Origin of the sequence: Mucilaginibacter sp. KACC 22773 (assembly GCF_028736215.1) — a bacterium.
Classification (GTDB): domain Bacteria; phylum Bacteroidota; class Bacteroidia; order Sphingobacteriales; family Sphingobacteriaceae; genus Mucilaginibacter.
Genome location: NZ_CP117883.1, coordinates 4255805 through 4270566, shown reverse-complemented (window position 1 = coordinate 4270566; position 14762 = coordinate 4255805). Strand labels below are relative to the sequence as shown.

The 14762-nt window shown below is 41.8% G+C and carries 11 protein-coding genes; 8 read left to right on the top strand and 3 right to left on the bottom strand.

What is annotated here, in order from left to right:
• Positions 1–146: 146 nt before the first annotated feature.
• The 3 genes from PQ469_RS17365 (at position 147) to PQ469_RS17355 (ending at position 3400) form a co-directional block, all read left to right on the top strand.
• A complete protein-coding gene (locus PQ469_RS17365) occupies positions 147–575 on the top strand; it encodes a helix-turn-helix domain-containing protein (RefSeq protein ID WP_177183913.1) in 429 nt (142 codons plus the stop codon).
• 581 nt (positions 576–1156) lie between these two features.
• Complete coding sequence (locus PQ469_RS17360; protein ID WP_274208808.1) at positions 1157–2437, top strand: MBOAT family O-acyltransferase; 1281 nt, start codon at positions 1157–1159, stop codon at positions 2435–2437.
• Between the two features lie 3 nt (positions 2438–2440).
• Complete coding sequence (locus PQ469_RS17355; protein WP_274208807.1) at positions 2441–3400, top strand: hypothetical protein; 960 nt, start codon at positions 2441–2443, stop codon at positions 3398–3400.
• A 355-nt stretch (positions 3401–3755) separates the two neighbouring features.
• Here PQ469_RS17355 and PQ469_RS17350 read toward each other — a convergent pair whose 3' ends face one another.
• A complete protein-coding gene (locus PQ469_RS17350) occupies positions 3756–6383 on the bottom strand; it encodes a DUF7133 domain-containing protein (protein WP_274208806.1) in 2628 nt (875 codons plus the stop codon).
• A gap of 220 nt (positions 6384–6603) precedes the next feature.
• On the opposite strand from PQ469_RS17350, the gene PQ469_RS17345 reads away from it, so the two are divergent.
• Entirely contained in the window at positions 6604–6984 is a 381-nt protein-coding gene (locus tag PQ469_RS17345) for an RNA recognition motif domain-containing protein (protein ID WP_274208805.1), read from the top strand.
• A 216-nt stretch (positions 6985–7200) separates the two neighbouring features.
• Positions 7201–8010, top strand: a complete 810-nt coding sequence (locus PQ469_RS17340; RefSeq protein WP_274208804.1) for a patatin-like phospholipase family protein — start codon at positions 7201–7203, stop codon at positions 8008–8010.
• A gap of 138 nt (positions 8011–8148) precedes the next feature.
• On the opposite strand, the gene PQ469_RS17335 is transcribed toward PQ469_RS17340, so the two are convergent.
• Both PQ469_RS17335 and PQ469_RS17330 read right to left on the bottom strand, forming a co-directional pair.
• Positions 8149–9468 (bottom strand): SGNH/GDSL hydrolase family protein, encoded by a 1320-nt coding sequence (locus PQ469_RS17335; protein ID WP_274208803.1) that lies wholly within the window; start codon positions 9466–9468, stop codon positions 8149–8151.
• A gap of 19 nt (positions 9469–9487) precedes the next feature.
• Positions 9488–10711, bottom strand: a complete 1224-nt coding sequence (locus PQ469_RS17330) for an OmpP1/FadL family transporter (protein WP_274208802.1) — start codon at positions 10709–10711, stop codon at positions 9488–9490.
• Between the two features lie 234 nt (positions 10712–10945).
• On the opposite strand from PQ469_RS17330, the gene PQ469_RS17325 reads away from it, so the two are divergent.
• The 3 genes from PQ469_RS17325 to PQ469_RS17315 all read left to right on the top strand — a co-directional run bounded on the left by PQ469_RS17325 (position 10946) and on the right by PQ469_RS17315 (position 14650).
• Positions 10946–11833 (top strand): helix-turn-helix domain-containing protein, encoded by an 888-nt coding sequence (locus PQ469_RS17325; RefSeq protein WP_274208801.1) that lies wholly within the window; start codon positions 10946–10948, stop codon positions 11831–11833.
• A 130-nt stretch (positions 11834–11963) separates the two neighbouring features.
• A complete protein-coding gene (locus tag PQ469_RS17320) occupies positions 11964–12455 on the top strand; it encodes a hypothetical protein (protein ID WP_274208800.1) in 492 nt (163 codons plus the stop codon).
• A gap of 398 nt (positions 12456–12853) precedes the next feature.
• Entirely contained in the window at positions 12854–14650 is a 1797-nt protein-coding gene (locus tag PQ469_RS17315) for an acyl-CoA dehydrogenase FadE (RefSeq protein ID WP_090652475.1), read from the top strand.
• Positions 14651–14762: the final 112 nt, after the last annotated feature.

The following is a 14762-nucleotide window of genomic DNA, read 5'->3' as shown; positions in this document are numbered from 1 at the left end:
ACCGACCAATATTTTCAATTGAACGCCTAAATTATTATTAAAAAAATCAATTAGCACTCGCCCCTGGTGCTGTTATTCATGTTCAACAAATTTTATTTGATGTACAAAATTCTTATAATATAATTTTCACCTAAACGATGTATTTTATGATCAGCACTAAAGATTACTCGGTAAATGACTATTTCGATAATGGTGGCACCACAATCGAGGCAACGGTGTGCAATGATTTGCACTATGGACAAATAGTTGAACGTATTGTGAGGAGAGATCATATGGGAATTAGTGAAATTGCGCGCAAACTAAATGTTAGTCGTCGTACATTATATAATTGGTTTGAAACAAAAAAATTGAGTTTGGATGTTATCTGCCAGATTGGTTTTGTGATAGACCACGATTTTTCAAAGGAGTTTCCAGATGCCTTTGCCAGGAAAATCAATTCTGTAAATGCAGATAGTGGTTTTGAGCGCCTGGTAGGTAAAGAGCAACCACGTGACGCCACCTACTATTGGATGGATAAATATATTAAGCTGCTTGAAAAATTTAACGAGGTGTTGAGCCACGAAGGTAAAAATTGAATATTCAATCAGCTCGTTATTATAAATAAAAAACTACTCTTTAATAAAAGAAGCATTTTTGGGCACATACTTAAAAACTATTAAGTATGTGCAGCTTTATTGAATTTTTGTTCGTGATGTTGTTTACGAACAAAAAGGATGCGTTTAGGGATTTAAGCGTTAAGAAGGCCAAATGCAATAAAAACCAAGCAATTAGTAAACCGGCAAATCAGCAATAGCAATACATGGTATTGTCGCTATCCAATTGAATTTTTCATCTGGAGTAATTTAATATTGCCGGTTACTTTAACTACTTAAGCCAAAGCCTCAATCAAAAATTCAGGGGCTTGTTAAACCTGCTTTTCAATCTTGAGCACACGTTTAATTGAGTTTTACAATTCCTTATCATTTAAAATATCAATTCTTGTTTTATGCTTTTTAACTCCATTGGCTTTGCAATTTTTTTACCCGTTGTATTTGGCCTCTATTGGTTATTATTTAACAAAAGCTTAAGAACGCAAAACTTGTTACTGCTTTTTGCCAGTTACTTTTTTTATGCCTGCTGGGATTGGCGTTTTCTCTTCCTATTAATCTTTTCAACCTTGTTAGACTATTTTACCGGGCTTAAAATGGCGGGTTCTGATGGTAATAGACGAAAAAAAATGTGGTTTTGGCTTAGTGTAATAATAAACCTGGGTTTTCTGTGTGTTTTTAAATACTATAATTTTTTTGCTTCGTCATTTGCACAGTTCTCTGCAAACATTGGCTTGCACGTAAGCCCCTGGACTTTAAAGGTAATTTTACCGGTTGGTATCTCTTTTTATACCTTCCATGGTTTATCCTATGTAATAGATATTTATAAAAATAGGATACAGGCCGAAAGAAACTTTGTTGACTATTCGCTATTCGTCAGTTTCTTTCCGCTGTTGGTGGCCGGGCCCATTGAAAGGGCAACACATTTGCTGCCGCAAATAAAAACAAAACGTTCATTTGATTATTACAAAGCGGCGGATGGCTTACGCCAGATATTATGGGGTTTATTTAAAAAAATAGTTATAGCAGATCAGTGCGCAGAGTATGCAAATATGATTTTTGCAAATTCCTCCGCTTATACCGGTAGTACCTTGGTATTGGGCGCTTTGTTTTTTTCATTCCAAATTTATTGCGATTTCTCCGGTTACTCAGATATAGCACTCGGCGTAGCAAGATTGTTAGGGATTGAACTGCTAAGGAATTTTGCCTTCCCGTATTTTTCAAGAGACGTAGCGGAGTTTTGGAGAAGATGGCATATCTCACTGTCAACCTGGTTTCGCGATTATTTGTACGTGCCTTTGGGCGGTAGTAAGGGAGGCACCTGGATGAAAATAAGGAATACCTTTATCATTTTTTTAATAAGTGGTTTTTGGCACGGCGCCAATTGGACATTTATTGTTTGGGGCTTTTTAAATGCTTTATTCATAATGCCCTCAATCATCTTAAAAACAAACAGAAATAACCTGGAAATTGTGGCCAAAGGTAAACTTTTACCCACCGTTGCAGAGTTAGCTCATATCGTTTTAACTTTCATGATGGTGGTATTTGCCTGGATATTTTTTAGAGCAAATAGCGTAACACATGCACTAAGCTATATTTCAAAAATATTTTCTGCCTCTCTGTTTTCGGGCTTCAATCTTGATGTTAACCGAAGCCAGTTATTTGAAACCATTTTGCTGGTAATACTGTTCCTGGTAGTTGAATGGCTCGGCCGCGAAAACCCCTACGCAATTTCGGCATTGCCTAAATTGCAAAAACGCTCCTACAGGATGGCTTTTTACTACCTTTTAGTCTTTTTGATTTTCCTTTTTACCGGCAAAGAACAACAATTTATTTACTTTCAATTTTAAGCAATGAAGCTTTTTCTGAAAAATACTTTGCTTTTTATTTTTACCAGTTTAACGCTGTTATGTGGTATAGTTGCTATACCAGCCTGCCTGGTCGATAGATTTTCGGATTTTAAGATTAATAAAAAAAATAAAATTGTATTGTTTGGCCATTCGCATCCCGAATGCGCTTTTAATGATTCTTTGATAACCGGTTTAAAAAACCTGTCGCACTCGGCAGAGCCCTATTTTTATACCTATCAAAAAGTTAAAAAAGTAATAACTCAAAATCCCCAAATTGAAACGGTATTGATTGAGTTTTCAAACAATCAGATTGATGAAAAAATGAACGGCTGGACCTGGGATTATAAATACATGTCTAATATGTTCCCGTTATACTCATCATTTATGGATGCCTCAGATATCAAAGTTTTATTTAAACATGATCGTGGAGTTTTTTTCAATTGTATATCCATATCCGCAAGGCAAAACTTGTTCAACGCAATAACTTTTAACTATAATTTTGCAGATAGGATGGGAGGGTATTTGAAATTGGATCGGTCCCAAACATTAAGCAAGGGCGATAGCTTGACCCATGAATTAGATAAAGCCCGCTTTTTGAAATCAAGGTTGTCATATATTAACCTGATATACCTGAGGAAAATTATTGATTATTGTAAACAACGAAAGAAAAAATTGTTTTTGGTTAGGAGCCCACAATACAAATATTACGAATACCGGCACAATGAAAAAATTTATCTGGATATTAAAAATAGATATTTTAGCGACGTTAAACTTATCGATTTTAATAATTTTCCGTTACGGGATGATGAATTTGCCGATCCCGGCCATTTAAATTTAAAAGGGGCTTTCAGGTTTTCAAATTACGTTAACAAACAAATTGAAGCAGGTATCCTGGTTTCCGGTAGCAATTTCATTATGGCTAACGCCCGGGCGGTTAATGCTTCTGCCGGTGTGTTAAGATGAGTTTGGTGCTGAATGATACACCGTACCATCCAAATATTTCCGTTCTTAATCGTTATTCCGTCGACCGAAGTTAACGGCAATGATGTCTTACACGATACATAAATCTAAATCAAATTTAGGGGCCTCTTAAGCAGTACTGATGAGCAATTTTATGATTATTGTTTTTATTTAATGTGACATTTAATTTTGTTTGTCCCTAACATAACGTGATAACCATACGTAAACCTGGTTGAAATTTCTACTATGGTCCACCCGAAAGCCGCTCATAAACATGAGCGGCTTTTTTGCGTTAAAAGGGTTGTAATAACACCAATCACATGCCAAACAATCAGCCCGGCACGTGTTGGCAACAGGCTTAGTTTTTTTGTTGTGAAAGAAAAGTGACGAGGGATGCAAACTCATCATAAGATAAAGCATTGGCCAAACCGGTTGGCATCATGGATGTTTTCAATTCTTTTCGGCTCAAAATGTCGGCAGTGTTAATGGTAAAAACTTCACCAGCAATATTCCTCATCACGATTTTCCGGGCCGATTCTTCGGTAATGAAACCCATATAGCTTTTGTTTCCTTTTGCAGATATCATGACTGTAGCAAAACCCTGTGAGATGGATGCATTCGGTTTAAGAACCGATTCTGCAATTTGTTGCCGTGTCATGATAGAGCCTATCTGCCCCATGAACGGACCCTTCGGTTTTTCGGCCCTGGTTAAACTGTGGCATGCTATACAGCCCTGGCGGGCAAAAAGAACCTTTCCCTTAAAAGGGTCGCCCTTTATTTTGGCAAGCATCAGCATAATATCCTCGATAGAGGATTTCCCAATCTGACCTTTCTTGTTAACGATTTTTGCAAGGTCTACCTTTACTTCTTTGGTTGCTACACTTTTTTCTTCGCCGCCAAACGCCGCAATCCCCATTTGATGGCGGGCGTTTAAATCTGCAAAAAACTGTTTTCCTTTCGGGCTCGATTTTGTCCATTCAGTTTTTAAAAACCGCTCGATCCGGGTTGAGCCATCCCAGCTTACACCCTTATAAATTGGTCCGTGCGAATCTGGTCTTGTGCCCCACCACCAGGAAGCATCATAATCAGCTTCTTTTTTGTACAGGCGTGACAGGGTTACCAGTATTTGCTTTTTTGTTTTTTCATCCTTAACTGTTGAGTACGACGCTATTAAACCATCTACCGCTTTGGTATCATACATATACCTTAAAGCCCATAGCGCCAGGGTGGCATGTGCGCTACCAACAGCCTTAACACAATCATCAACCGCGTTTAAATTAACAAGCGCCCTTACCGCTAAATGCGCCGGAATAATTGCAGAATTAGGTTTGGCATGTGGGCCTTCCTCATTCTTGCCGGGTGCCACAAAACTTGCAGGAACAGGCGTAGCTAACAATGGCTGTGCTGCTACCAGGTTGTCAAGTCGGCCCAATCCTACAATAGCCGCTGCCCTTACGCGTTCAGAAGGATCTTTCAGGCCGGCTAAAAAGGGCTCCAAAGGTATCTGTTTTATGCTCCGTTTCCTGTCGGCCATTGCCCTTAAGGCAAATTCCTTTAATCCGCTATCGCCCGATAATTGTACCAATGCTGGCACCCCTTTTTCACGGGTTGCCTGGGCATACGTGAACAAACCTGCTACACGGGCATATAATGGCAGGGTAGCATCAGTAGCAATAGCCAGCGAGAGCTTCCCGGCCTCGTCAGCAGGCCGGGTAATTAATTCCTGGGAGGCATTTAGCCTTGTAACCGCACTTGCCGATTTCAGGTAAGCGGCCAACTCGCTTGTTGAAGCAGCTTTAAGGTCGGGAAAAGCTTTGTAGCTCCAATTATTGGGTATCGCCCTTACCACGTAACCTTTGGCCGGATCGCCCGAGTAACCTGCACCATCCCAAGCCGAAAGATAGAGCCGCCCCGAACCATCTACATCCAGGTCTGTAATTTGTGGCAACGATATAAATTCCTCTTCTTTTTGCTGAAAACTGGCGCCATCGGCTGTTAACCGGTTGATATACAATTCACTTCGTCCCCAGTCGGCTGTCATGGGCACATGATTGTATTTTTCAGGCCAGGTTGGTTCGTCCATAAATAAAGAACCGGTGCCCGATCCTCCACCCAAATCAACCAGGGCAGGCAATATCTCGTCGGTAAAATGCTGAAACAATACGGGGTAGCCATACTCAGCCGATTGAATATGGTGAGAAAAGCGGATGTTCCACCCGCCGCCATCATTGGTATTATCCCTTGTAAAAATATTCATATAAGGGTCAATGGCTACATCATAAATGTTACGGGTTCCGTGGGTATAAATTTCCATCTCGGTTCCATCTGGCCGTACCCGTACAATACCACCACCCAGCATTGTCAGTTTTTTGCCGCTGCGGTCAATGGCGTCATGAAAGCCAAAGTCGCCTACAGCAATATAAATCCATCCGTCAATGCCCATCCGGATACCGTTGGTGGCATGGTCTGTGCCCCGTTCGGCCAGCATGTGCGCATTGCTTATATGCTCAATAAGCGGTTTGGGTGGCCCATCGGCAATCCCATCCCGGTCTTTATCTTCAAAAACTTCCAGGTTCATCCCGGTTGCTTTACCTGTTTCTTTACTAAAAACGGTATGCATCACAAAAACCTGGTCGCCCATTACCAGTATTCCCCGCGGATCGTCCACTTCGGCAAAATCGGTATGCTTATCCGGCTTGCCGTCGTTATCGCTATCAACCAGCCTCAAAATTTTTCCTTTGCCGGGGGTTTTGCCTAATGAGCCAATCATATCTATACCAACAAATACCTCGCCGGTAGGCGCCGTCGCGATACAGGCAGGACTTGGCGTAAGGTCGGGCCCAGCAAATGTGTTCACGGTTAAACCGGCCGGCCAATGTAAAGAATCCGGTTGCGGGCCACCGGCAGCCGTTTTTTGATAAGGCAACGCGGGCTTAGGCCGCCCTTGTTCTTGTTGAAAAATGGTACCGGTTAAATAGCCGGACATAGCTAAAAAAGCAAAAATAAATAAAAAACTGAAGGAAACTTTTAACATAGGTTTATAAATGATTTGAAATAAGCAGGTTATTCAAAAGATAAAGCTATGTGTTTAGTTGAAGAATAGTTATAATTATTTTTAATTTGTTTTGTGTGGCTTAGCCAAATTTCCTAAGCCGGAACGGCCAGGTGGTGCTACATGGGGGGTAACAGTAACCTCCTAAATAAATATGCAAAAGCCGCGCTACTTTAACATTTTATCGATTATCTTTAACCCTATGGCTAAATTATTTGTGGTAGGCTTTTCACGCGAAATGGACGAGATCAGCTTATTAGAACTCTTTACAACTTATTGCACTGTAGGAACGCTCACAATTGTCCGTGACCAGGATACGAATGAAAGTAGATGTTTTGGATTTGTAACAGTGCTTGATCCCGCTGGTGCAAAAAGAGCAATTGAAGCGCTGGACGGTATCGTTATTGACGGCCGGACGATAAGTGTAAGACTCACCGGGAACGAAACGTCACAAAAACAAGAACCCGCAAGGCCGTTTTCCAGGAAACCCGATCAGGGTTCAAAAACTCAACGGGCTAAACGGCCCAGGCGCTAACCGATGATAACATTTTTCCCAAAGCTACATAATCCTTAATATGTTAAAATTCCGTTTTAGACGGTTTTGTTATCGTGCATCGTATTTTGCCGGTCAGTTTAAAACATATTAAAATATGATTTGACGAATTTTTTAACCTTATTTGAATTAAAGTAAAATGCGAATTGGGGCCCTCAGATACCTTTGGCACTGATGAAGGCACATAAAAAAATAATAATGGATCCACGTATCGATCAATATAAGGAAAAAAAAATTGGATTGGCACTTTCAGGTGGCGGCGTAAGAGGTGTGTCTCACTTAGGGGTGTTACAAGCGCTTACCGATCAAGGCATTAAATTCTCGCATATATCCGGCACAAGCGCCGGGGCAATAGCCGCAGCTTTTTTTGCCGACGGATATGCCCCGCAAGAAATATTACGCATGTTAAAAGAAAATAGCCTGCTTAAATTGCTGCGCCCTGCTTTTGGCAGTCATGGTTTAATTTCGATTTTAAAGGCCCGTTTTTTGATATCTAAATTTATTCCGCATAACTCTTTTCAAAATCTCAAAACCCATGTTACAATCTCGGCCGTCGATCTGGGTGAAGCAAAATTGGTTTATTTTACCGATGGCGAGCTGGATACGGCAATTTTGGCGTCGTGCTGCCTGCCAGGTATTTTTGCGCCTATTACAATTAACAACCATATGTATGTAGATGGAGGGATACTCAATAACTTTCCGGTTGAGCCATTAGTGGGCAATTGCGACCTGATCATTGGCTCGTCCTGTAATCATTTACCGGTGGTTAGCAGCATTAAGTCATTTGGCAACCTGGTTGATAGGGCCGCTATGATAACCATCAATTCAAGCCTCAGTGCGCGGAAAATGCTGTGCGATATAGTTATTGAACCACATAATTTAGGTGGCTACGGTATTTTTGACACTGATGCGATGGACGAAATTTATATGATAGGCTACGAAGAAGGATTAAAAGCTATTAATGGCAACGAAAAATTGAAAGAGTTAATCATGGCTCAAAAAAAGTAAAAACAGGATAAGCTACCCGTATATGAGTAGCCTATCCTGTTTTTGCATAAGTAATGGTGGTTTATCGAACGCCTATTAGATGTTCCCCAGCTGGCAAACTGTAAATTGCGTACTGCCGACCGAAAACCGCCAACTGTATCAAGGGAACTTTACCCCGTTATAATCTGATATGTTTACCCGCGGGATAGACGAATTGTATTTGTCATTAATGGCTTTGATAAATTCATCGGCTACTATAGCATAACCGCGTGGCGTAAGGTGCACCCCGTCCAGCGAAAACAGGCCACCGCTTATATAATTGGAATTAACACTTACGCCATCTACAACCAGTCCGTTCTGTTTTATATTCCGCAGAAACGTGTAGGCGTCAAAAATAGCCAGGCCTTTTGCTGCGGCTATCGTTTTTATTGTATTGTTGTATGATGTAACATAGTCTTCGGTAAGGGCAATTTCTTTTTCATCAAGCACATATTGGTTGTCTATGGGGGTATAAGGGGTTAAGCCATAAGGCAGGTTGCCAAAAGGCGTTGCAACCGGCTGGCCAATTTTACTTGTAGGGAAGGTGAGTACAATAAGGTCATTGGCTGTTGCCGCGCGTGGTGTATATGTACTACCCGAAACCAGTGCTTTAATATACAGGGCCTGCACTGCGGGATTCGCTTTTTGAACTCCGGCCAGTATTGCCGATACGGTGATGGTGTTAAAAAAGGGTATCGAAGTTACATCGGGTATAGTGGCAACTACGCCTTTTTGGCCTTTGGAGGTTAGGGTAGTTATCAATACGTTGTACAAATAAGCAAAGGTATTCTTATCTGTCAGTACATCTCCGGCACCGCCCGATGTTGCATAACTTAAAGCATCATTGTTCCCTAACCAGTTTGAGAAAAAGGTAAATGGTTTCGCGGTAACAAAATCAAGATAGGTGGTTGAGTTTGTTGGCGGGTTTCCGGGTAGCAAGCGTTCAAAATATCCGTTAAGGTTGCCATAAGGTGCATAGGTGATGTGCAACAGTTTAATACCCGGTACACCGTAGTTATTAATATCGCCCGAGTATTTGGTATATAAAATAACATTGCCAAAACCAGGAACAGTTACCTGGCCACGGATACCCAGGTTTGAGGTAACCGCTGTGGTTATTGGTGTACCATCGGCGTTAAACCCGGTTAATGATAAATAGCCCGATCCGTTTGCCTGAGCGGTGCTAAACAATGGCTGGGTGAACGTTCCGCCACCCACGGCTTGCATTTGTTTACCAATAATGCTGGGGTAGGATACCTGTTGGCCTGCAAGATATAGGCCACCATCGGCATAGCCTGCTGTAAGCGAATTGCCCACCGATATGTACCTCGAGAAATCGGCCGAGCCGGCAACCGGTTTTGGTGTATGGATCTCGGGCTTGCAGGCGCCTAATAAAAGTAACCCTGCAATAATATAAATATGCTGTTTAAGTGTTTTCATGTATTAATTTCTTTAAGAATTACCAGTGATAAGCCAATGAGATACCAGGAATGTATACATCTGTTTTAAATGTTCCCGATAGCTGCGATTCGATATTGGTTTGGGTACGCTGCATCAGGTGTTCATACTCAAAGGAGATATCTATATCAAGGTGTTTGGCCAATGTATAACCTAAGCCCATTGTACCATAAACACGGTTTGCATCAGGCGCTTCGGGTGTTACATAACCATCTGCAACAGCTGTACTGGCATAGCCTCCGCCAAAACGCAGGGCAAGTTTATCGGTAGCTTTGTATTGTGCACCGCCGCGCAAGCTAACTGCCTGCTGGTAATTCCTGGCCGAGTGTGTATCCTGTAAAGCTGCTGTATTGGTTTTATAATCAAATGATAATGTTTTATAGGCATCCCAGTTAACCAGGTTAACATCAAGCGCCAGTATCCATTTACTGCAAGGATAAAAACCGAAGCCGATAGAATTGGTGGCCGGTAATGGTATGGTCGAAGTAAATGTATTTGGCTGCGGGAAACTACTTTGGATTGAGGTAGGTACTTTAAAAATGGCATTACCACTGGAAATGGTGGTATTTACCCGCGAACGGTGGGTTATCCCGACGGTTATGCCCGATTCTGTTTTAATGTAGATGCCGGCATTCCATCCGTAACCTTTTCCGCTACCTTTCAATTCGGCCTGGCCGGGTTCGCCGGAGCTGTTTGCCAGGGGTATGGCGCGGGTAAGGTCAACGCTGCCATGGTTATAAACAAAACCGCCGCCGATACTAAGGAAGTCGGCCAGTTTAATGCTTAGCGTAGGCTGAAAATAAATAGCTTTCAAATTAAGGCTCTCCAGCACGTATTTGCCCTGCCAGGTGTTACCCCAATCGGTTAAACCGCCAAAGGGGGTATAAACACCAAGCCCTAATTTCCAAAAAGACGATTTGGGGCCCCAAACCGCGTAAAACTCGAACGGGGTTGCAATCTTATTGGAGGTTCTGTTTTGCGTTGATGTGCCGGCCGGGTTAAAATCAGATTTGAAAAATAACGGGCTTATGCCGCCCTGTATGTAGTTTTCTGGCAGCATGGCTACTGCACCCGGGTTAAAAAATACAGAAGCGCCATCCTGTAAGGTTCCCACCCCGGTATGGCCCATACCTATTTGCTTTTGTCCCTCCAGGTTTACCTGGAAACCCTGGGAAAAAGCCATCAGCGGCGATACAATAAGCATCAATAGTAATACTTTTCTCATAAAAATATAATTGGTTTATAATAGGCAATTGTATGTGGATTACAATTGGCAACTATCGGGAATAAAATTAGTTTGGATTGAAAAGAAAAAAAGGGCTATAATGCGGAGATATTAGTCAAAAAGTCGGGATAACGCTTATATTTAAGTTTATGGGCAAAAAATACTTTAAAACCTTCGGCGTTTCGGGAGCTTTTGAAAAATAGAAGAATTAAATAAATATAATTAAATATACACATGAGTAGTAAGGTTGGACAATTAAGCTTATCAAAATTTGCCGATCTATACGCCGACAAGCTGGCCGGTGTTGATTTTTTTGTTGTTGACGAAAAACAGCTGTTGAGTTTGAGTGAGTACCCTTACCGTTCGGATGGTTATATCATAGGTATCTGTACACGGGGCACGGCTAAGGTTGAAGTTAACCTGCAGGTATATGATGCCAGGCCCGATGCTATGCTTTTGGCAACCCCTTTTCATGTTTTACGAATTTATAACAGCAGTGATGATTTTTTATGCCGTTTTGTTGTTTTTAGTAAAGCCTTTTTAACAGAAAATAGCGTCAACAGCCATTTTTTAGAGTCGTTCAGTTATTTTAAAAGTGCATCTATCCCGGTAATTTATCCCGATAAAGCAGATGCCAGGATGATACTGGAGATTTACTTATTGATACAAAAAAAATTAGACCGTGAGGGACATCCCTACAATGTGGAAATTTCCAGGAGTATTTTGATGACCCTGCTTTATGAAATACAGGCCATTTACGAAAAGCAGCACATCATCATAAAAGGCAAGCAAACCCGGAAACAGGAACTGAACGTACTTTTCCAGGAACTGGTTTTTCATCACTATAAAGAACATCGTAATGTGCAGTATTATGCCGATGCACTGTATGTATCCCCCAAACATTTAACAGAAACCGTTAAAGAAGTTACCGGGAGAACCGCCGGCGAATGGATAGATGACGCGGTAATACTGGAGGCCAAAGTATTATTAAGAAACCACGATGTAAGCATAGCCCGTGTAGCCGAGGATATCCATTTTCCCGATCAATCCTCCTTTGGCAAATACTTCAAAAAACATGCAGGCATGTCGCCGTCTGATTACAGGGCGGTATCGGGTCATTGAGTGGGTGGTTGATTGGGTTAAGTGGTGATTAAGTTAAGTGGTTGATTGGGATATGAAACCAGAAAATGAAGCAAAACATTCTTTTTTAACTTTATAAAGATTTATTTTGTGAGACCAACACTAATTTAAGGTGACAAGATCAGACCAAATAATTCACAGGTTTTCTATATATGAGATTAAAAGACATACATACGAACCTTACGTTTTTCGATGGACAAATTTTTATGAAAATTATTCGATTTTTTTACAACGCTACCCTGTAATACAACTGGACCTTGCGGAAGACGAATTAATTATTTGTTCAACCGTTATTGATGCTGACAACTACAGTTTACTGACGACCCGGCGTATTGTTACCAAAGAAAACGGCACCGAAGATATTGCCGACCTGGTAGGCGTAAAGCAAAATACACCGCCTTTACAGTTTAAATTGGAAAAGTATAATTACGTTTCTGGAACTCTTCAGCTACCAAATAAGAATGTATTCAGGTACTTTATAGAGGCAGGAAAGGCGTGTATGGTCATGGAATACGGAATTAGAACTTTGATTTGGTCTCAGCAACTTACAGATTCGCAGATGATAAATCTGATGAGACTGTGGGATAAACGATTTAAAAGCTAACCAGCAAGTTTTGAAATTATGCTCAACCCTGACATCAAAAAAATCGCAGCGCCTTCCTGCCATGAGCGTTCCAGTCTGCATTTTGTTTTGCACTCCTAAACCTAAAAGTCGCTTTGCAAAAGTAAAACGGCTTTTTAAGTAGCCCGATGCGGGAGAGAATACCTTGCGTTATTGCCATTGTCCGCAATTTCAATCCGACTTTTTGACTAATATCTCCGCATTGCAGCCCTTTCTTTAGTTTATCATCGCTGCTAATTTTACTCCTGATTATAAAACCAATTGCTGCGCTTTAAACCGGGGCGCATGTTACATGCTGATAATTACTGATATAACATAGTGATTAATATAATCGGCTAAATTTTAAAACGGGACAAAACACAACCATTAAATACTTATTTATGAATGCCACTGAACCAATGAAAGCCATAAAAGGAGGGGAGTTTCTGATCCGGGAGACTTCTGCAGACAGCATTTTTATTCCCGAAGAATGGAATGAAGAGCAGTTGATGATTGCCGAAACATGTACCAATTTTCTTGCCCAGCAGGTAACACCCAACCTGCAGCGTATTGACGAGCAGGAGGAAGGACTGATGCGTCATTTAATGGACGAGGCCGGCGCGCTTGGGTTATTAGGCATATCGGTACCCGAAGAATACGGCGGCTTTGGTAAAGATTTTAAAACATCTATGCTCGTTACCGAGAAATTGGGCGCCGGGCATTCGTTTTCAGTAGCATTTTCGGCACACACAGGTATAGGCACCATGCCGATACTATACTACGGCACCGAAGCGCAAAAACAAAAATATGTTCCTAAACTGGCAAGCGGCGAGTGGAAAGGCGCTTATTGCCTAACCGAACCAGCCGCAGGCTCAGATGCCAACTCGGGCAAAACAAAGGCGAAGCTGTCTGCTGATGGTAAACATTATCTCATCACAGGTCAAAAAATGTGGATCACCAATGCGGGCTTCGCCGATGTATTTACCGTTTTTGCCAAAATAGATGATGATGAAAACCTGAGCGCCTTTATTGTCGAAAAAGATTTTGAAGGGCTTTCGCTGAATACCGAAGAACACAAAATGGGTATTAAAGGGAGCTCGACCCGCCAGGTGTTTTTTAACGATTGCAAAGTACCGGTTGAGAACCTGCTTTCCGAACGTCAGAATGGATTCAAGATAGCTGTTAATATATTAAATCTCGGCCGTATCAAATTAGGCGGTGGTACGGTAGGGGCAAGCAAGGATGTGATAACTGCATCAGTGCGTTACGCCAATGAACGCGAACAGTTTGGCCGCCAGATTTCAAAGTACGGGGCCATAAGATACAAACTGGCCCAACAGGCTATCCGCACTTATGCTTCAGAATCGGCTGTTTACAGGGCCTGTCAGAACATGGAGGAAGCGACCGAAATGCTAATGGCATCGGGGCTTGATGAAACCAAAGCTAAATTAAAAGGAACTGAGCAATATGCTATAGAAGCGGCAATCCTTAAAGTTCATGCATCCGAAGTTTTGGATTATGTAACCGACGAGGGCGTACAGATTTACGGCGGGATGGGATACAGCGCCGAGGCACCAATGGACAGAGCGTATCGCGATTCGAGGATTAACCGGATCTTCGAGGGAACTAACGAAATTAATCGCTTGTTAACGGTTGATATGATGCTTAAACGCGCCATGAAGGGCGAACTTGACCTGATGGGGCCAGCCCAAAAAGTAGCAGGTGAACTGGTAAGCATCCCCGATTTTGGTGCAGCCGAAGATGACGGCCTGTTTGCTAAAGAAAAGAAATACATAGCCAATTTTAAAAAGGCCATATTAATGGTAGCAGGTGCCGCCGTGCAAAAACTGATGACACAATTGGGTAAAGAGCAGGAAGTGCTTATGAACCTGGCCGATATGCTGATAGAGCTTTATGTGAGCGAATCGTTGCAACTGCGGGTAGAAAAGCTGGTTGGTTTAAGGGGTGAAGAAGCTTGTAAAGAACAGTTGGATATCATGCGCGTATATATTAATGATGCTGCAGAACATCTTGCAAAAGCCGGCCGGGAAGCATTAAACTCGTTTGCCGAAGGCGATGAAAGAAGAATGATGCTGATGGGACTTAAGCGCTTCACCAAAACCGAAGATTTTAATACCACCCAGGCACGCAGGAACGTTGCCGCAAAACTGATAGCCGAAAATAAATATTGTTTTTAAGCCGGGGAAAGACTGTCATATTGAGTGGTAAAATCCATGATGACTCTGACGCGGAAAATAACATGTCCAATTTTTCTGTCATCCTGAGGAACGAAGGATCTGTCAGCTATGC

What these genes read in the sequence shown, in the direction of transcription:
- PQ469_RS17365 (WP_177183913.1), top strand. Translation starts at nt 147, where the DNA reads ATGATCAGCACTAAAGATTACTCGGTAAATGACTATTTCGATAATGGT.
- PQ469_RS17355 (WP_274208807.1), top strand. Translation starts at nt 2,441, where the DNA reads ATGAAGCTTTTTCTGAAAAATACTTTGCTTTTTATTTTTACCAGTTTA.
- PQ469_RS17350 (WP_274208806.1), bottom strand. Translation starts at nt 6,383, where the DNA reads ATGTCCGGCTATTTAACCGGTACCATTTTTCAACAAGAACAAGGGCGG.
- PQ469_RS17345 (WP_274208805.1), top strand. Translation starts at nt 6,604, where the DNA reads ATGCAAAAGCCGCGCTACTTTAACATTTTATCGATTATCTTTAACCCT.
- PQ469_RS17340 (WP_274208804.1), top strand. Translation starts at nt 7,201, where the DNA reads ATGGATCCACGTATCGATCAATATAAGGAAAAAAAAATTGGATTGGCA.
- PQ469_RS17335 (WP_274208803.1), bottom strand. Translation starts at nt 9,468, where the DNA reads ATGAAAACACTTAAACAGCATATTTATATTATTGCAGGGTTACTTTTA.
- PQ469_RS17330 (WP_274208802.1), bottom strand. Translation starts at nt 10,711, where the DNA reads ATGAGAAAAGTATTACTATTGATGCTTATTGTATCGCCGCTGATGGCT.
- PQ469_RS17325 (WP_274208801.1), top strand. Translation starts at nt 10,946, where the DNA reads ATGAGTAGTAAGGTTGGACAATTAAGCTTATCAAAATTTGCCGATCTA.
- PQ469_RS17315 (WP_090652475.1), top strand. Translation starts at nt 12,854, where the DNA reads ATGAATGCCACTGAACCAATGAAAGCCATAAAAGGAGGGGAGTTTCTG.